Here is an 18298-nt window from a genome sequence, read left to right as displayed (position 1 = left end):
TCCCGTATGAACGGCTCCCGCCAATTCTGCCAGGCTGGCAGGGTCCGGCATGACCACGACCAGGGACGCGGGCCGCACCCCCCGCCGCTCAGCCGTTCAGGTCCACCAGCAGGGGCGGCGCGTGCTCGCCGTCGACCGTCGTCAGGGAGAGGACCGCGTGCCTGGCAGGCAGCTCGTAGGCCAGCGCGGAGGCGGACCAGCGCTCGCGCTCCACCTGTCGCACGGTGACGGCGTCGACGGTGACCGCCTTGCCGGTGGCGAGCTTGCGCAGCGCGTGCATGGCACGGGTGAACGGCTGGTCGGCGAAGACCCCGTGCTGGGCCACCTCGCGGACGGAGACCCATTCCTTGCCCCAGGTCTCCGAGAAGCGCTTCCCGTCCCATGTGGTGACGCCCGAGAAGATCATGCCGCATCCCACCGCTCCCAGCAGGGCCGCGTGCAGGCCTTCGGGAACGTCGTCGATGGTGCGCAGGGCCAGCACGGCACCGGCGTTCACCGACCTGAGCCTCCTGAGCCCCTGGACGGTCTCGGCGGTGACCGTGTGGGTCGCGTCGTCCAGCAACAGGCAGGCGAAGATCGACCGGTCGGTACGGGCTGCGGCGACCGCGTTGAACTGCGCGAGGACCAGGCGGGCCAGCACCCTGGACGCCCCGGCGTGGGTGCGCTCCGGAAGGTCGATCCGGACCCTGAGCGGGTGCTGTCCGAGGGAAGGGAGGGAGAAGGGCCGTGCCTCCTCACCCGTGGTGAAGAACCCGGCGAACGCGGGCCGGTCGAGGAGGGCGATGCGATCGGCCAGTACCGTCGCGGGGTCTCCCGCGCCGCCCGCCTGCCGGATCCGGGCGTCCAGCTCACGGAGCATGGCCGAGTGGCCGCCGGCCTCCAGGGAATCCCGCAACCCGCCGAGGGCGGACTCGTCCCCGGCGAGCAGTTCGCGCAGAACCGGAACCGCCGGGAAGTGCCCGTGGACGGCCCGGTACGGGCCGAGCAGCTGCCCCAGGGCCAGGGCCGCGCGTCGGCCGTCCAGGCCGGGAACGTCTCCGGCCAGCCCTTCCGCGAGGAGGGCCGCGGCCTCGTCGGGGTCGGTCGACCCCCCGTACAGATCGAAGTCGTGGACGGACGCGGGATCGCCGATCTTCACGACGACGTCGTACGCGTCGTCGGGACCGAGGGCCGCCCCCGCCGCGCCCACGGCGAGCACGGCCGCCCCGCCCGTCAGGGCCTGGAGGGCCAGGGTCTCCACGACCGGACGCACCAGCAACGCCGTCTTGCCCGCGCCGGGCGGGCCGACCGCCAGCAGCGACGTACCCAGGACGGCGGGGTCCAGAGCCACACCGGAACCTCTGCGTGCGTACGGGTTGCGTTCGTCGTCCGGGCAGCCGCCGATACGGACCTGGCCGGCCAGCAGGTCGTGGCGCGCGGTCCGCAGGGGGAGATCCCGGCGCCCCGAAGGGTGCAGGAAGGCATCGGCCCCCTGGCGCGCGACCGTCTCGTCGAAGGACGCCGACCCGTCGTGACGGGTCCGGGCGCGTGCCCACGCATGGCTCAGGCGGACGCAGTCCACGTCGTTCATGCGCCCGGCACGCACGGCCGCGCCGAGCACGTCCGCCGCGTCCGTGCGTCCCGCGGCACGCAGCTCCGGCCACTGCGCAGCGTCCGTTCCGGTCACGGGCGACGGGTCCTGCGCCTGCGGGGCCTGCGGGCCGGTGGTGGCGCGACGTGCCGCGCGGTCACGGAGTGCGGTGCGCCAGTGCCCGGCCCGGGCGAACGGCCACACGATCACGGCGATGACCAGCGCATAGGCGCCATAGGCGACCAGAGCCGCCAGGTACGCGTTCCCGCCGCCCTGCAACCAGCTCTGCGGGATCAGGTACAGGACGACGTCCAGCAGTGGCACCTTGCCGCTCCAGACCAGCCACAGCGCGAGCAGGGCCCCGAAGCCCGAGAGCATCAGCCGGGCACGGTCCGGGCGGGGCCCCGCCCAGTACTGGAAGAGCCCGGCCCAGTGCCCGACACGGGCGGCCCACACCCCCGCGATCAGCACCAGAATCTGGATGTAGAGCGTCTCGATGCTGTACGCGGCGGCCGGAGCGTAGCCCGCCCGCAGGCTCTCGAAGAGCCACCAGTCCCCCGGCGTGATCGCCATCAGGGGAACCTTCACGTACGGGATGCGGAGGTCCGCCAGCAGGGCCCAGAGCAGCAGCCAGAGCGCCAGGGCGATCAACGGCCCGAGCAGGGAGGGGCGCGGTGGCCGCTCGGCGGAACGCGGCACGTGTCCGTACCGCCAGACGCCCGGCGCGGCGGTGGGGCGGACGGTGTTCAGCCATTCGGCGGTCGACGGGCCGGCCGCGGGAAGACCGGCAGGCACCGGCGGAACGGCGGGCGGCAGCCCGGGCCGGGGGAGGCCGGTGGGCTTGGGCGGGGCAGCGGGAGGCGGGCCGGCCGGGCGCGGCACCGGTGGACCGGAGCGGGTGCCGCGCGAGTCGTATGTGCCCTCGGTGTCCATGTGCTGTCCCTCGTCCCCTGACCAGCGCCGACCGTAACCTCGGGCGCGGGCGCCCGAAGCCATCAATCTAGTGCCCCGTACCACCCTGTCGGACGCGGTCCGGCGGGATGTCTTCGCCCGCCCCCGGGGTCCTCCCCGGCCCGCGTATCCCCGTCGCTATGTCCGTGGCGGACAACCGCGTGCGACCACCACTCCCGAACGGAACATGCCGTACCCCGGGCCTCGCCCATAGCCTGCACGAAGAAGCGTCCGAAACATCCCCCAGGAGCCCCTCATGACCGCAATCCCGCAGGAGCGCCGCGTCGTCACTGCCATTCCCGGCCCGAAGTCGGTGGAGCTGCAGGCCCGCCGTCTGGAGACGGTGGCCGCAGGTGTGGGCTCCACCCTGCCGGTGTTCACCGCCCGCGCCGGTGGCGGGATCATCGAGGACGTGGACGGCAACCGTCTGATCGACCTCGGCTCCGGTATCGCCGTGACGTCGGTCGGCGCCTCCGCCGAGGCCGTCGTGCGCCGCGCGTCCGCGCAGCTCGCCGACTTCACCCACACCTGTTTCATGGTCACGCCGTACGAGGGGTACGTCGAGGTCTGTGAGCAGCTCGCCGAGCTGACGCCGGGCGACCACGCCAAGAAGTCCGCGCTGTTCAACTCGGGTGCCGAGGCCGTCGAGAACGCGGTGAAGATCGCCCGCATCCACACCAAGCGCACCGCGGTCGTCGTCTTCGACCACGGCTACCACGGCCGCACCAACCTCACGATGGCGCTGACCGCCAAGAACATGCCGTACAAGCAGGGCTTCGGCCCGTTCGCGCCCGAGGTCTACCGGGTGCCGGTGGCGTACGGCTACCGCTGGCCGACCGGTGCCGAGAACGCCGGTGCCGAGGCGTCCGCCCAGGCCATCGACCAGATCAACAAGCAGATCGGCGCGGAGAACGTCGCCGCGATCATCATCGAGCCGGTGCTCGGCGAGGGCGGCTTCATCGAGCCGGCCAAGGGCTTCCTCCCGGCGATCGCCCAGTTCGCCAAGGACAACGGCATCGTCTTCGTCGCCGACGAGATCCAGTCCGGCTTCTGCCGCACCGGCCAGTGGTTCGCCTGCGAGGACGAGGGCATCGTCCCGGACCTGATCACCACCGCCAAGGGCATCGCGGGCGGTCTGCCGCTCTCTGCCGTGACCGGCCGCGCCGAGATCATGGACTCCGCCCACTCCGGCGGCCTCGGCGGCACCTACGGCGGCAACCCGGTGGCCTGCGCGGGTGCGCTCGGCGCCATCGAGACGATGCGCGAGCTGGACCTGAACGGGAAGGCGAAGCGCATCGAGGAGGTCATGAAGGGCCGCCTCGCCGAGATGCAGTCGAAGCTCGACAACGGCGACATCATCGGTGACATCCGCGGTCGCGGCGCGATGATCGCGATCGAGCTGGTGAAGTCCGGCACGAAGGACCCGAACCCGGAGGCCGCCGCGAATCTCGCCAAGGCCTGCCACGCGGAGGGCGTGCTGGTCCTCACCTGCGGCACGTACGGCAACGTCCTGCGCTTCCTCCCGCCGCTGGTGATCGGCGAGGACCTGCTGAACGAGGCACTCGACGTCATCGAGCAGGCTTTCGGCCGGATCTGACCTGTGCGAACCCGGCGGGTGCGGAACGCGTTCTCGCAGGGGATACGAGGGGCCCGCGTGAGGGCCTGTGAAGAACGTGTGGGGGGCCGATGGCGGGATCTGTTTCCCGCTGGTCGGTCCCCCATCGCCTGCCGTACGGTTTCCGCAGATGAGAGAAACACCCCGCCCGCAGGGGACTGCGGGCGATGCCGGGCCGGAGCTTCCCCAGCGCCGTCCTGGCCGTGCCTTCGCGCACACCACTGGAGCCTCCGGCTCCGGAACTCCTCACCGATCGGATGGCCGCTCGCCCCAGACCCCCCGGGGCGTGCGGCAAACCGGTCCGACCGGCCGCCCCGGAACCACCCCCCCTGTTCCCGGGCGGCCGGCTCTTCTCCTTTCCCTGGCTCTGTCCCTCCTGGCGCTCTTCGCGCTCACCACCTGGCAGGTCGCAGCCGACGGCCCGCTGCGCGGGCTGGACGAGCGAACCGGCCGGGCTGTCGTCGGACACGGCCCCGCCCGGCTGACCGAATTCCTCGCCGATCTCGGCAATATGCAGATCGCGCTCCCGGTACTGGGCTGCGCGATCGCCTGGGCCCTGGTGCGCGGTGCGCGCCGTGAGCCGCTGCTCGCGGCGCTCACCATGGGCGCGGTGCCCCTGCTGGTCGTTCCGCTGAAGGTCTGGGTCGCCCGTCCGGGGCCGCTGACGGACGCCACCGGCCACTTCCCGTCCGGCCATGCGGCGACGGCCGCGGTGGCGTACGGGGCGGCGGCGCTGCTGGTCGCGCCGTACGTGAGGCGTTCGTGGTCATGGGTGATGCCCGCCGCCGCTGTCCTGCTGACCACGGCGACGGGCATCGGTCTGGTGCTGCGCGGCTATCACTGGCCGCTGGATGTGCTGGGCAGCTGGTTCCTGTGCGGGCCGCTGCTCCTGCCGCTCGGTCTCAGCTGCCGAAGTAGGCGTCGAAGTTCTTCGAGAACTCCCCGTTGTTGAACCGGTCCCAGTTGATCGACCAGGTCATCAGTCCGCGCAGCGCGGGCCATGTTCCGTGGGTGGCGTAGGAGCCGCAGTCGGTCTTCTTCGTCAGGCAGTTCAGCGCCTTGGTGACCTCGGCGGGCGAGGTGTGGCCGTTGCCCGCCTGGGTGGAGGCCGGCAGGCCGATGGCGACCTGGTCGGGGCGGAGCGCCGGGAAGACCTTGGTCTGGTCGCCTGCCACCGGGAAGCCGGTGAGCAGCATGTCGGTCATGGCGATGTGGAAGTCCGCGCCGCCCATCGAGTGGTACTGGTTGTCCAGGCCCATGATGGAGCCCGAGTTGTAGTCCTGGACGTGCAGCAGGGTCAGGTCGTCGCGCAGCGCGTGGATGACCGGGAGGTAGGCGCCCGCCCGGGGATCCTGGCCGCCCCAGGGGCCCGAGCCGTAGTACTGGTGGCCGAGCTGGACGAAGAAGGTCTCGGGGGCCATCGTCAGTACGAACTTGTCGCCGTACTTGGCCTTGAGGGACTTCACCGCGGAGATCAGGTTGACGACGACCGGGGTGGTGGGGTTCCGGAAGTCGGTGTCCCCGGTGTTCAGCGAGAGGGAGTGGCCCTCGAAGTCGATGTCGAGGCCGTCCAGACCGTACTCGTCGATGATCTTGCTGACCGAGGAGACGAAGGTGTCGCGGGCGGCGGTGGTGGAGAGCTGCACCTGGCCGTTCTGGCCGCCGATGGAGATGAGCACCTTCTTGCCCGCGGCCTGCTTGGCCTTGATGGCCGCCTTGAACTCGGCCTCCGACTCGACGTTCGGGCATTCGGCGACCGGGCAGAGCGAGAATCGGATGTCGCCCGAGGTCACCGAGGTCGGTTCGCCGAAGGCCAGGTCGATGACGTCCCAGGAGTCGGGCACGTCCGCCATCCGCGTGTAGCCGGAGCCGTTGGCGAAGCTGGAGTGCAGATAGCCGACGAGCGCGTGGGCGGGCAGGCCGCCTTCCCCGCCTGAGCCGCCGCCCGCCGTGGTGGTGGCCGCGACGGCGGCCGATCTGGCGGACTCTCCGGCGGAGTTGGTCGCGGCGACCTGGAAGCTGTACGCGGTCGACGCGGCGAGGCCCGTCACGGTGGCGGAGGTACCGGTGACCGAGAGGACCTTCGTGTCGCCCCGGTAGACGTTGTAGCCGGTGGCCCCGGAGGAACCGGTCCACGAGAGGTCGACGGAGGAGGCGGTGGCCGTGCCGGCCCTGAGTCCGGTGGGGGCGGCCGGGAGTTCGGCCGGGGCGCCGCCCGGGCCGATCAGCGTGAGGTCGTCGGCGTGGTACGCGGGAGTGCCGAACCAGCCGTGGGTGTAGACGGTCACCCGGGTGGTGGACGGGCCCGTCCTGAACGTGGTGGTGAGCTGCTTCCAGTCGGCCGAGGACTGGGTCCAGGTGGACACGTCGGTGGTGCCGGTGCCGTCCGCGCCGAGGCGGACGTAGGAGCCCTGCACCCAGGCGCTCAGCGTGTAGGCGGAGTCCGGCTGGACCGCCACCTGCTGGGAGCACTTGGCGTTGTCGGCGCCGGCCGGGGTCGCCTTCAGCACCGAAGTTCCGCTGTGGGCCGGGGTGCTGACAACGGCTCCGCTGCCGCCGGTACAGCTCCAGCCGTCCAGGCCGGACTCGAAGCCGCCGTTGCGCGCCAGGTCGGTGTCGGCGGCGGCGGCGGGCGGAGCGACGGCGGTCAGACCGCCGGCGGCGAGCAGGGCCGCCGCGAAGGCGGCCACGACTCCGGTAAATCGGGCGGGGGGTCCCGTGCGTTCCACAACGGCCTCCGTGCATGGGGGAATTGAGTGCGGCCGCCACAACATGGTCCAGACCAATCAGGTTGTCAAGACCTCTGACAGTCCCGGACCACTCGCCGACCCGACGACGTACACCGTTCCCGCCCCCGCCCGGTCGCCGTCAGTCCCCGCCGCTCTCGGCCTTCCCGGCCGCCGCCTCGTGCATCGCGAGCTCCAGAAGCGTCGCGTCGGTGAGGGTTCCCGAGCCGTCCGGCGGAATCAGCCAGCGCACCCCGCCGCCGGCCGCCCGGCCCGGATAGGGCACGACGATCCAGGTTCCCTGCCCCGCTCCCCGTACGCCGGTGCCGACCCAGCGGGCGACGGTGCCCGGCGGCACGAAGAAGCCCATCCGGGCATCGCCGAAGTCGGAGAGAACAGGACCGGGTCTGTCGATGAGACGGGTCAGTACGTCGAGGGTGGGATAACCCAGCTCCCCCGGAAGAATCAGCACGTCCCAGCGCCGGCCGGCGGGAAGGAGCGCGATCCCGCGGGGATTGCGCTCCCATTCCCACCGGCACGCGTCCGGGTCCGGCGCCACCGATGCGAGCCATTCCACTGCCGTTTTGACCCCCGCGCCCGCCATGACCTGTCTCCATTCCGTGTGCACCGGCCGTGCATGGCCGGTGCGTTCACACGGGAGAGAGAGGTGGCGCCGATCGATTACGCGGGTTCGGGCAATGAATCTGCAATGGACCCGGCCGGTCGTCCCTGGGGGTGACCGGCCGCCGTGCTCAGCTGTCGAAGCCGAGCCCCAGCCGGTCCATCGTCCGCAGCCAGAGATTGCGGTGCCCGCCGTTGCTGTCCGCCCTGGCCAGGGACCTCTTGGTGAGCTCGATCCCGGCCCAGGCGAAGGGCTCCGGCGGGAACGGCATCGGCTTGCTGCGGACCATTTCCAGCGCGGTCCGTTCGTTCTGTTCGCCCGCCAGCAGATCGAGCATCACATCGGCCCCGAACCGGGTGGCGCCGACGCCGAGTCCGGTGAATCCGGCGGCATAGGCGACCCGGCCCTGATGGGCCGTGCCGAAGAACGCGGAAAAGCGCGAACAGGTGTCGATCGCCCCGCCCCAGGCATGGCTGAAACGGACCCCCGCCAACTGCGGGAAACAGTCGAAGAACTGGCCCGCGAGCTTGAGGAAGGTCTCCGGACGCTGATCGAGATCGGCGCTCAGCCGCCCGCCGTACGGATAGATCGCGTCATAGCCGCCCCACAGGATCCGGTTGTCGGCCGACAGCCGGAAGTAGTGGAACTGATTGGCGCTGTCGCCCAGCCCCTGCCGGTTCTTCCAGCCGATGGAGGCGAGCTGGTCCGCAGAGAGCGGCTCGGTCATCAGCGCGTAGTCGTAGACCGGCACGGTGTACGGGCGCACCCGCTTGACCAGCGACGGGAAGATGTTCGTACCGAGTGCGACCCGGCGGGCGAAGACTCTCCCGTACGGGGTGCGGACCGCCATTCCCGTGGTGGTCCTGGCCAGTTCGAGGCCCCGGGTGTGTTCGTACACCCGGACTCCCAGGTCGCGGCAGGCCCGCTTCAGGCCCCAGGCCAGCTTGGCGGGGTGCAGCATGGCGACCCCGCGCCGGTCCCAGAGGCCGCCCAGGAAGGTCGGCGAGTCGACTTCGGCGCGCAGCGCGTCCCGGTCCAGGAACTCAGTCCCGGTGAAGCCGAGCTTCTCCGTCTCCTGGTGCCATTCACGGAGCTCTTCGAGCTGGTGGGGCTCGGTGGCGACATCGATCTCGCCGGTCCGCTCGAATTCGCAGTCGATCGAGTAGCGGGTGACGGCGGCCTCGATGGCGTCGAGGTTCCGCTCGCCGAGCTCCTCCAGCTTCCGGATCTCGTCCGGCCAGCGCTCCAGCCCGTTGGGCAGGCCGTGGGTGAGGGAGGCGGCGCAGAATCCGCCGTTGCGGCCCGAGGCGGCCCAGCCCACCTCGTGCCCCTCGATCAGTACGACGTCCCGTTCCGGGTCGCGTTCCTTGGCGATCAGCGCGGTCCACAGTCCGCTGTAGCCACCGCCGACGACGAGCAGATCGCAGTGCTCGTCGCCGGTGAGCGCGGGCAGTGCGGCGGGCTTGCCGGGGTCGTCCAGCCAGAACGAGACGGGCTTCGCGTCGGAGAGTGATTGTGCAGCAGTACGCATGGCAGCTGGGGCCATGGTTTCCAACTCCTTCAGGGCTTTCTAGCGTGCGCTGTTCTTCCGCCGGTTCGCGATCAGCTGGCCGACGACGACCACCATCACGGCAATGATGAACATCGCCGTTCCGATGACGTTGATCTGCACGGGCGTGCCGCGCTGCGCCGATCCCCAGACGAACATGGGGAAGGTCACGGTGGAGCCCGCGTTGAAATTGGTGATGATGAAATCGTCGAAGGAGAGCGCGAAGGCGAGCAGCGCTCCCGCCGCGATTCCGGGGGCGGCGATCGGCAGCGTCACCCGCAGGAAGGTCTGCACGGGTCCGGCGTACAGATCGCGGGCCGCCTCCTCCAGCCTCGGGTCCATCGACATCACGCGCGCCTTGACCGCCGTCACGACGAAGCTCAGGCAGAACATGATGTGCGCGATCAGGATCGTCCAGAAGCCCAGCTGTGCGCCCATGTTGAGGAAGAGCGTGAGCAGCGAGGCGGCCATGACGACCTCGGGCATCGCCATCGGCAGGAAGATCAGCGAGTTGATCGCGCCGCGCGCCCGGAAGCGGTAGCGGACCAGCGCGAAGGAGATCATCGTGCCGAGGACGGTCGCACCGACGGTGGCCCAGACGGCGATCTGCAAGGACAGCGAGAGCGAGCCGCACATGTCGGCGACGCCGCAGGGGTCCTTCCAGGCGTCCAGGGAGAAGCGCTGCCAGGAGTAGTTGAAGCGCCCGTTCGGCTTGTTGAACGAGAACACCATGACGACGACGTTCGGAAGGATCATGTAGGCGAGGGTCAGCAGACCCGCGATGACGATCAGGTTCCGGCGAATCCAGCGCAGTACGGGCATCAGACCAGGTCCTCCGTCCCGGAGCGGCGGATGTAGACGGTGACCATGATCAGGACGACCGCCATGAGGATGAAGGAGAGCGCGGCCGCCGTCGGATAGTCCAGGACCCGCAGGAACTGGGTCTGGATGACGCTGCCGACCATCTTCGTGTCGGTGGAGCCCAGCAGTTCGGCGTTGACGTAGTCACCGCTGGCCGGGATGAAGGTGAGCAGCGTTCCGGAGACGACACCCGGCATGGAGAGCGGGAAGGTCACCTTGCGGAAGGTGGTGGCGGGGGTGGCGTACAGGTCGCCGGCCGCCTCGTGCAGCCTGCCGTCGATCCGCTCCAGCGAGGTGTAGAGCGGCAGGATCATGAACGGCAGGAAGTTGTACGTGAGACCGCAGACCACCGCGAGCGGCGTGGCCAGCACCCGGTTGGACTCGGTCCAGCCGAGCCAGCTGGTGACGTCCAGGACGTGCAGGGTGTTCAGTACGTCGACGACCGCGCCGCCGTCCGCGAGGATCGTCTTCCAGGCGAGCGTGCGGATCAGGAAGCTGGTGAAGAACGGCGCGATGACCAGCACCAGGACGACATTGCGCCAGCGGCCCGCCTTGAACGCGATGAGGTACGCGAGCGGGTAGCCGAGCAGCAGGCACAGGATGGTGGCGGTGCCGGCGTACAGCAGGGACCGGATGAACTGCGGGTAGTAGTCGGTCAGCGCGTCCCAGTAGGTCTGGAAGTGCCAGGTGACCTCGAATCCCTTCTCCAGGGATCCGGTCTGCACGGAGGTCGACGCCTGGTAGACCAGCGGCAGCGCGAAGAAGACGAGCAGCCACAGGATGCCGGGGAGCAGCAGCCAGTAGGGGACGAGGCGCTTGCGGGTGGAGGGCTTGCGTAGCTTGAGCTCCGCCGTGACGGGCGCCGGTGGCGCCTCCTTGGTGACGGTCACGCCGCGTCCTCCACCGTCTCCACACCGGCGTCGATGTCCTGGGCGGCGTCCAGACCGAAGGTGTGTGCGGGGTTCCAGTGCAGGACGACCTCGGCGCCGACCGTGAATCCCGCGCGCCTCTCGACGTTTTGCTCGTACACATGGAGCGCCTTGCCCGCCGGGCTCTCCACCACGTACTGCGTGGACACTCCGATGAAGCTGGAGTCGACGATCCGGCCGGTGACCCGGTTGCGGCCTTCGGCGATCGCGTCCGCGTCGTCGGTGTGCGTGAGCGAGATCTTCTCCGGGCGGATGCCCAGGAGCAGTTTGCCGCCGTCGGTGGTCGGGGCCGCACACCGGTCGGTGGGCAGTCGCAGCTTCCCGCCGCCCGCGGCCACGACGATGTCCGCGCCCGCGGCGACGACCTCGCCCTCGATGAGGTTGGAGGTGCCGAGGAAGTTGGCGACGAAGGTCGTCCTCGGGTTCTCGTACAGATCGGCGGGCGCACCGAGCTGCTCGACGCGGCCCCCGTTCATCACCGCGACGGTGTCGGCCATGGTCATGGCCTCCTCCTGGTCGTGGGTGACGTGGATGAAGGTGATGCCGACCTCGGTCTGGATGCGCTTGAGCTCCAGCTGCATCTGGCGGCGCAGCTTGAGGTCGAGGGCGCCGAGCGGTTCGTCGAGCAGGAGCACCTGCGGGTGGTTGATCAGAGCGCGGGCGACGGCGACGCGCTGCTGCTGGCCACCGGAGAGCTGGTGCGGCTTGCGCTTGGCGAAGTCGCCGAGCTGGACGAGCTCCAGCATCTCGTCGACCTGCTTCTTCACCGACTTGATGCCGCGCCGGCGCAGACCGAAGGCGACGTTCTCCGTGATGTCGAGGTGCGGGAAGAGCGCGTAGCTCTGGAAGACCGTGTTGACGGGCCGTTTGTACGGGGGAAGCCCGGTGATGTCGCGGCCGCCGAGCGAGACCGTGCCGGTGGTCGCCTCCTCCAGGCCCGCGATCATCCGCAGGGTGGTGGTCTTGCCGCAGCCGGACGCGCCGAGCAGCGCGAAGAAGGAGCCCTGCGGGACGGTCAGATCGAGCGGCTTGACGGCTTCGAAGGAGCCGTACTTCTTGCTGATCCCGGTGAGGCGGACGTCGCCGCCTGTCTGCTGCTGTGTCATGGATCGCGGTCCCAGTGGTGTCAGAGGGAGATCAGGGGGAGGAAAGGCGCGGCGGTCAGGCGCCGATGAGCTTGGCGAACTTCTCTTCGTACGCCGTCTCTTCCTTGCTGGTCAGGGAGCGGAAGGCGTGCGACCGGGACGCCATCTCCTTGTCCGGGAGGATCAGGGTGTTGGAGGCCATCGCCTTGTCGATCCTGGCGAGTTCCTCGCGTACGCCGTCGACCGGGCAGACGTAGTTGATGTAGGCGGCGAGGCGGGCGGCGACCGGCGGCTCGTAGTAGTAGTCCATGAGCTTCTCGGCGTTGGTCTTGTGCCGTGCCTTGGCCGGGACGAGCATGTTGTCGCTCGACGTGATGTATCCGGCGGCCGGGATGGCGTACTTGATGTCGGGGTTTCCGGCCTGGAGCTGGATGATGTCGCCGGCCCAGGCGACGCAGGCGGCGATGTCGCCCTTGTCGAGGTCCGCGGTGTAGTCGTTGCCGGTGAAGCGGCGGATCTGGTTCTTGTCGACACCCTTCTGGAGCCGGCCGATCGCGGCGTCGTAGTCGGCGTCGGTGAAGTTGCCGGGGTCCTTGCCCATGTCGAGCAGGGTCATGCCTATGGAGTCGCGCATCTCGGAGAGGAAGCTGACCCGGCCCTTGAGCTTCGGGTCGTCGAGGAGCTGCGTGACGGAGTCGACCTTGCGGCCGCCGGTCGCCTTGGAGTTGTAGGCGATGACGGTGGGGATGCCGGTCCAGGGGTACGAGTAGGCGCGGCCCGGATCCCAGTCGGGGGTGCGGAACTGGGCCGAGAGGTTGGCGAAGGCGTGCGGCAGGTTGGCCGCGTCGAGCTTCTGGGCCCAGCCGAGCCGGATGATGCGGGCGGCCAGCCAGTCGGTGACGATGATCAGGTCGCGGCCGGTGTCCTGTCCGGCGGCCAGCTGCGGCTTTATCTTGCCGAAGAACTCGACGTTGTCGTTGATGTCCTCGGTGTACTTGACCTTGATCCCGGTGCGCTTCGTGAACGCCTCCAGGGTGGGCCGGTGCTTCTCGTCGTCACTGACGTCCATGTACTCGGTCCAGTTGGAGAAGTTGATCTGCTTCTCCTCGGCCGAGTGGTCGTCGGAGGCCGCGGCGGCATCCCCTTCCCGCTTGGCGGGCGGGATGCCGCACGCACTCAGCGTGCCCAGCCCGCCGATCGCCAGCGCCCCCATGCCGGAGGTGCGGATCAGCGATCGGCGGGTCAGAGCGCCCCGGCCGGTGGTCAGGCTGCGTCGCATCGCGGCGAGTTGGGCCGCGGAGAGGCGCTCGGGCTCGTACTGCTCCATGCGCGTTGCCCTTTCGGGTGTGTGTGGCCGGGGGTCGGCCGGGTTATCGGTCCCCGAAGATCGTGCGGTGCCAGTCCTTCCGGGCGACCGCGGTGTTGTCGTACATGACGTGCTTGACCTGCGTGTACTCCTCGAAGGAGTACGAGGACATGTCCTTGCCGAAGCCACTGGCCTTGTATCCGCCGTGCGGCATCTCGCTGATGATCGGAATGTGGTCGTTGACCCAGACGCAGCCCGCCTTGATCTCGCGGGTGGCGCGGTTGGCGCGGTACAGGTCGCGGCTCCAGGCGGAGGCGGCGAGTCCGTACGGGGTGTCGTTGGCGAGGCGGATGCCCTCGTCGTCGGTGTCGAAGGGCAGCACGACCAGGACCGGGCCGAAGATCTCCGACTGGACGATCTCGCTGTCCTGGGCGGCTCCGGCCACCAGCGTCGGCCGGTAGTAGGCGCCGGCCGCCAGTTCGCCGCCGGGGGCCTCGCCGCCGGTGACGACGGTGGCGTAGGCGCGGGCGCGCTCGACGAATTCGGCGACCCGGTCCCGCTGGGCGTGGCTGATCAGCGGGCCGAGGTCGGTCGACGGGTCGAAGGGGTCGCCGAGCCGGACGGTCTCCATGAGCTCGGCGACGCCCTGGACGAAGGCGTCGTACAGCGGGCGCTGGACGTAGGCGCGGGTGGCGGCGGTGCAGTCCTGGCCGGTGTTGATGAGCGCTCCGGCGACCGCGCCGTTGACCGCGGCTTCGAGGTCGGCGTCGTCGAAGACCACGAAGGGGGCCTTGCCGCCGAGTTCGAGGTGGAGGCGCTTGACGGTGGAGGTGGCGATCTCCGCGACCCGCTTGCCGACGGCGGTGGAGCCGGTGAAGGAGGTCATGACGACGTCCGGGTGGCCGACGAGGTGCTCGCCGGCGTCCTTGCCCGCACCGGTGACGATGTTGATCACACCGTCCGGGATGCCCGCCTCCGTGGCGGCCTGGGCGAACATCAGCGAGGTCAGCGGGGTGATCTCGGCGGGCTTCAGCACGATCGTGTTGCCTGCGGCGACGGCCGGGAGGACCTTCCAGGCGGCCATCTGGAGCGGGTAGTTCCAGGGCGCGATGGAGCCGACGACGCCGATCGCCTCACGGCGTACGTACGAGGTGTGGTCGCCGTCGTACTCGGCGGCCGACTTGCCCTCCAGGTGGCGGGCGGCCCCGGCGAAGAAGGAGGTGTTGTCGACGGTGCCGGGCACGTCGAACTCGGTGGAGAGCTTGATCGGCTTGCCGCACTGGAGGGACTCCACGTACGCGAAGTCGTCGGCCTGCTCGGCGAGGACGGCGGCGAAGCGGTGCATCGCCTCGGCCCGCTCGGCGGGCGTCGCACCCGACCAGCCGGGGAACGCCTCGCGGGCGGCCGCCACCGCGGCGTCCACGTCGGCGGTGCCCGCCAGCTCGTAGCTGTAGACGGTCTCGCCCGTGGCCGGGTTCACCACGTCGTGGTGACGTCCCGATGTTCCGGACCGCAGCTTTCCGCCGATGTACTGTGCGCCGTCCGCGAAGCGGTCCCGCACCTGGATGCCGTTGCCCATGACGATCTCCTCCGCCGCGTGCCCGGAGTGCGGGGACGGCGTAGCCTCTGCTCGATTTGAGTGCCGATCCTGGCAGAGGGGAACAACCCCAACAAGTGATTCCGTTGTTGCCTTTTGGTTACGCGACGGAATCTGTCGACCATGTGTCGCGTCGGTGCGGAAATCCCCGTACGTAGTGTCAGTGGCGGATGCCAGAATCGCGTGTCATGGAACACATGGACGACCTCCTGGCTCGGAGCGCGCGGGGCGAGAAGGTGAAGTATCTGCACTTCTGGGGGCACCGCCCCCGGTCCGACGGCCGGATCGGCGCGAGCTGCCTCAGTCAGTGGTGGCCGTCGCGCTTCACGGTCGACGGTGTGACGTACGCGTCGGCCGAGCACTGGATGATGGCCGGCAAGGCGCGGCTGTTCGGCGATGCGGCGTCCGAGGCCGCGGCGGTGGCGGCGAAGAGCCCGGCGGCGGCGAAGAAGGTGGGCCGGCTGGTCCGCGGTTTCGACGACGCGATATGGGAGCGCGAGCGGTACGGGCTGGTGGTGGCCGGCAGCGTGCACAAGTTCGGCGGCGATCCGGAGCTGCGGGAGTTCCTGCTGAACACCGGTGAGCGGGTGCTGGTCGAGGCGAGCCCGATGGACCGGATCTGGGGCATCGGGCTGGCGGCGGACGACCCGCGGGCGGCCAGTCCGGCCGGCTGGCGGGGGCTGAATCTGCTGGGGTTCGCGCTGATGGACGCGCGGGCGGAGCTGCGCGCGTCGTGAGGAGGCCCGGACGCCCGATGGCCCGGCTGCGGGGGCCGGGCCATCGGGAGCGGGACTGCGAGACTGACTAACGGGTGACGTCGACGACCAGCGACGTGGAGTACGGGTCGTCGTTGTAGGTGTTGTCGTCGAGATCATCGGCGTGGGCGACGAACAGCCAGATGAAGAAGCTGATGATCGCCACACCGAAGACGATGCCGATGGACCCCATGATGATCCCGGCGAGCGCCTGACCGCTGTTGGTCGCCTCACCGCGCTGCACCCGCTTGCGGCCCAGGATGCCGAAGATCAGGGCCAGTGCGCCCAGGATCAGGCTGGGTATCCCGTAGATGCAGAACATGCAGATGGCCAGGATGCCGAGCACCATGGCCGCGGTACCCATGCCGTTGGAAGGCGGCGGACCGCCCCAGGGCGCCTGCGGATAGCCGGAGTACCCCGGGTATCCGCCGTACTGCGGGACGGGTGGGGCCGGGTAGCCGTACTGTCCGGCGACCGGCGGGACCTGCTGGCCCGGTCCGTTCGGACCGACCGGCGGGGGCGGTACCTCCCCGGGACCGGGACCGAATCCGGGCACCGGCCCGGTCTGCGCCGGCGAACCGAATCCCGGTGGCGGCGAGTCGGCCGGTGCGGGGCCGTCCCCGACGCCCGGCATCGAGGTGACCGTGGGCTGGTTGTGCACAGCGGGCGGGCGAGGATCACCGGCCGGCTTCTCCAGCGGCACCTTGCTGTCCGGCGGAGCCCACGGATCGCGCGGCGCGGCCCCGCCCGCGGGCTGCTCTGTGTTGTCTGACATGGGCCTCCCCCATCGTGATCCCGTCATGCTACGGCCCCGCTGCGCACCGGTGGGCCCGGCCTACGATGATCCCCGTCCCCTGCCCGGCCGACCGTGCCCGGCATCCGAACCGTTCCACGCCCGGGAGAGTCCGATGACCGATCTGCACCCCTTCATCGCGGGGCTGCCCAAGGCCGAACTGCATGTCCACCATGTCGGCTCCGCCTCGCCCCGCATCGTCGCCGAGCTGGCCGCGCACCACCCCGACTCCAAGGTCCCCACCGACCCCGAGGCGCTCGCCGACTACTTCACCTTCACGGACTTCGCGCACTTCATCGACGTGTACCTCTCCGTCGTGGACCTGATCCGCACCCCGGAGGACGTCCGGCTGCTGACCTTCGAGGTCGCCCGCGACATGGCGCGGCAGAACATCCGTTACGCGGAGCTGACGGTGACCCCGTTCTCGTCGACCCGGCGCGGCATCCCGGAGCAGGCGTTCATGGAGGCCATAGAGGACGCCCGCAAGGCCGCCGAGGCCGAGCTGGGTGTCGTGCTGCGCTGGTGCTTCGACATTCCCGGCGAGGCCGGACTCGAAGCGGCCGAGGAGACCGCCCGGCTCGCCATGGACCTGCGGCCCGAGGGACTCGTCTCGTTCGGTCTCGGCGGTCCGGAGATCGGCGTGGAACGCCCGCAGTTCAAGCCCTACTTCGACCGGGCGATCGCCGCGGGCCTGCACTCCGTGCCGCACGCCGGGGAGACCACCGGGCCGCAGACCGTCTGGGACGCCCTGACCTATCTGCGCGCCGAGCGCATCGGTCACGGCACCAGCTCCGTCCAGGACCCGAAGCTGCTGGCCCACCTCGCCGAGCACCGCATCCCGCTGGAGGTCTGCCCGACCTCGAACATCGCGACCCGGGCGGTCGCGGACATCGAGCAGCACCCGGTCAAGGAGATGGTGGACGCGGGCGTACTGATCACCATCAACAGCGACGACCCGCCGATGTTCGGCACGGACCTCAACAACGAGTACGGGGTGGCCGCCCGCCTGCTCGGACTGGACGAGCGGGGTCTCGCGTCGCTGGCGAAGAACGCCGTCGAGGCGTCGTACCTGGACGCGGCGGGCAAGCGGACGCTGGCCGCCGAGATCGACACGTACACGACGAACTGGCTGGAGCGCACGGGCCGGTGACCCCGGTGGTCACAATGGCCCCATGGTCACCCCAGTCACCGCCGTGGCCCACCGCGGCGATCCCTACCGCGTCCGCGAGAACACGCTCTCCTCGATCCGCTCCGCCCTCGAACGGGGGGCGGACGCGGTCGAGATCGATGTGCGGGTCACCCGCGACGGCGTACCGGTCCTGCTGCACGACGCCACGCTGAAGCGGCTGTGGGGCCATGAGGTGCGGCTCGACCGGCTGACCCACGAGGAGCTCACCGAGCTGACCCGGGGGGGTGTGCCCACCCTGCGCGAGGCGCTGCTCGCCGCCGGGACGCACCGCGTCATGATCGATCTGCCGGGCTCCACCGACGGCTCCGTGCCGAAGGTCGTCGGCGTGGTGCGCGAGTGCGGGGCCGGCGAGCGGGTGTACTACTGCGCCGGCTCCGAGGCGATGCTCCGGGTCCGGGCCGCCGACCCGAACGCCGAGATCGCCCTGACCCGGACGACACTCGCGCCACCGCGCGCCGCACTGCTCGACGCGGTGCGGCCGCGCTGGCTGAACTACCGGTTCGGTCTGGTGGACCGGGACCTGACGGACCGTCTGCACCGGGACGGGCTGCTGGTCTCCGCCTGGACGGCCGACACCAGGCGGACCATGCGCCGCCTGGTCCGGCACGGCGTCGACTCGATCACCACCAACCGGGTCGATGTCCTGCACGACGTCCTGGCCAACTCCCCGGCGGATCGCTCCCGTTGACCGGTCCGGCATCATGGGCCCGCCCCATCGTCCGTGATGCGGGCCCGGCGCAGGAGGAGCAG

Annotated in this window: 15 protein-coding genes; 5 read left to right on the top strand and 10 right to left on the bottom strand. The window is 70.2% G+C overall.

The features are described from left to right. Positions 1–88: 88 nt before the first annotated feature. Positions 89–2503: an ATP/GTP-binding protein gene (locus OG978_RS29855; protein WP_326768163.1), complete on the bottom strand. Its 2415-nt coding sequence runs from the start codon at positions 2501–2503 to the stop codon at positions 89–91. A gap of 274 nt (positions 2504–2777) precedes the next feature. Here OG978_RS29855 and gabT point away from each other — a divergent pair, with 274 nt between their 5' ends. Both gabT and OG978_RS29845 read left to right on the top strand, forming a co-directional pair. Continuing rightward, positions 2778–4118, top strand: a complete 1341-nt coding sequence (gene gabT / locus OG978_RS29850; protein ID WP_326768162.1) for a 4-aminobutyrate--2-oxoglutarate transaminase — start codon at positions 2778–2780, stop codon at positions 4116–4118. Between the two features lie 148 nt (positions 4119–4266). Further along, on the top strand, positions 4267–5088 hold the full coding sequence (locus OG978_RS29845) for a phosphatase PAP2 family protein (RefSeq protein ID WP_326768161.1): 822 nt from the start codon (positions 4267–4269) through the stop codon (positions 5086–5088). Here the strand turns inward: OG978_RS29845 and OG978_RS29840 are convergent. From OG978_RS29840 to OG978_RS29805, 8 genes are all read right to left on the bottom strand, one after another. After that, on the bottom strand, positions 5039–6865 hold the full coding sequence (locus OG978_RS29840) for a chitinase (protein WP_326768160.1): 1827 nt from the start codon (positions 6863–6865) through the stop codon (positions 5039–5041). The two genes, OG978_RS29845 and OG978_RS29840, sit on opposite strands and share 50 nt — an antisense overlap. Positions 6866–7004: 139 nt before the next feature. After that, entirely contained in the window at positions 7005–7466 is a 462-nt protein-coding gene (locus OG978_RS29835; protein WP_326768159.1) for a hypothetical protein, read from the bottom strand. Positions 7467–7614: 148 nt separating this feature from the next. Further along, positions 7615–9030: an NAD(P)/FAD-dependent oxidoreductase gene (locus OG978_RS29830; protein ID WP_326768158.1), complete on the bottom strand. Its 1416-nt coding sequence runs from the start codon at positions 9028–9030 to the stop codon at positions 7615–7617. Positions 9031–9054: 24 nt separating this feature from the next. Next, on the bottom strand, positions 9055–9855 hold the full coding sequence (locus tag OG978_RS29825) for an ABC transporter permease (RefSeq protein WP_124716097.1): 801 nt from the start codon (positions 9853–9855) through the stop codon (positions 9055–9057). Beyond that, positions 9855–10784, bottom strand: a complete 930-nt coding sequence (locus OG978_RS29820) for an ABC transporter permease (protein WP_326768157.1) — start codon at positions 10782–10784, stop codon at positions 9855–9857. The genes OG978_RS29825 and OG978_RS29820 overlap by 1 nt, the downstream gene beginning before the upstream one ends. Then, positions 10781–11929 carry an ABC transporter ATP-binding protein gene (locus OG978_RS29815; RefSeq protein ID WP_326768156.1) on the bottom strand — a complete coding sequence of 383 codons (1149 nt, stop codon included), beginning with the start codon at positions 11927–11929 and terminating at the stop codon, positions 10781–10783. The genes OG978_RS29820 and OG978_RS29815 overlap by 4 nt, the downstream gene beginning before the upstream one ends. Before the next feature lie 55 nt (positions 11930–11984). Further along, positions 11985–13235 carry an ABC transporter substrate-binding protein gene (locus tag OG978_RS29810; RefSeq protein WP_326768155.1) on the bottom strand — a complete coding sequence of 417 codons (1251 nt, stop codon included), beginning with the start codon at positions 13233–13235 and terminating at the stop codon, positions 11985–11987. A gap of 43 nt (positions 13236–13278) precedes the next feature. After that, entirely contained in the window at positions 13279–14793 is a 1515-nt protein-coding gene (locus OG978_RS29805) for a gamma-aminobutyraldehyde dehydrogenase (protein WP_326768154.1), read from the bottom strand. 215 nt (positions 14794–15008) lie between these two features. On the opposite strand from OG978_RS29805, the gene OG978_RS29800 reads away from it, so the two are divergent. Beyond that, a complete protein-coding gene (locus OG978_RS29800) occupies positions 15009–15548 on the top strand; it encodes an NADAR family protein (protein WP_442817854.1) in 540 nt (179 codons plus the stop codon). Between the two features lie 67 nt (positions 15549–15615). Here the strand turns inward: OG978_RS29800 and OG978_RS29795 are convergent, their stop codons facing one another. Further along, complete coding sequence (locus OG978_RS29795) at positions 15616–16341, bottom strand: DUF4190 domain-containing protein (RefSeq protein WP_326768152.1); 726 nt, start codon at positions 16339–16341, stop codon at positions 15616–15618. Positions 16342–16366: 25 nt separating this feature from the next. Between OG978_RS29795 and OG978_RS29790 the strand changes: the two genes are divergently transcribed. Together OG978_RS29790 and OG978_RS29785 are read left to right on the top strand one after the other, a co-directional pair. Further along, a complete protein-coding gene (locus OG978_RS29790) occupies positions 16367–17509 on the top strand; it encodes an adenosine deaminase (RefSeq protein WP_442817763.1) in 1143 nt (380 codons plus the stop codon). A 22-nt stretch (positions 17510–17531) separates the two neighbouring features. Continuing rightward, entirely contained in the window at positions 17532–18236 is a 705-nt protein-coding gene (locus OG978_RS29785) for a glycerophosphodiester phosphodiesterase (RefSeq protein WP_326768150.1), read from the top strand. Positions 18237–18298 lie beyond the last annotated feature (62 nt).

The sequence above is a fragment of the Streptomyces sp. NBC_01591 genome, assembly GCF_035918155.1.
Classification (GTDB): domain Bacteria; phylum Actinomycetota; class Actinomycetes; order Streptomycetales; family Streptomycetaceae; genus Streptomyces.
Note: the sequence above shows the minus strand (reverse complement) of the source record. Positions and strands in the feature narration are given on the sequence as shown.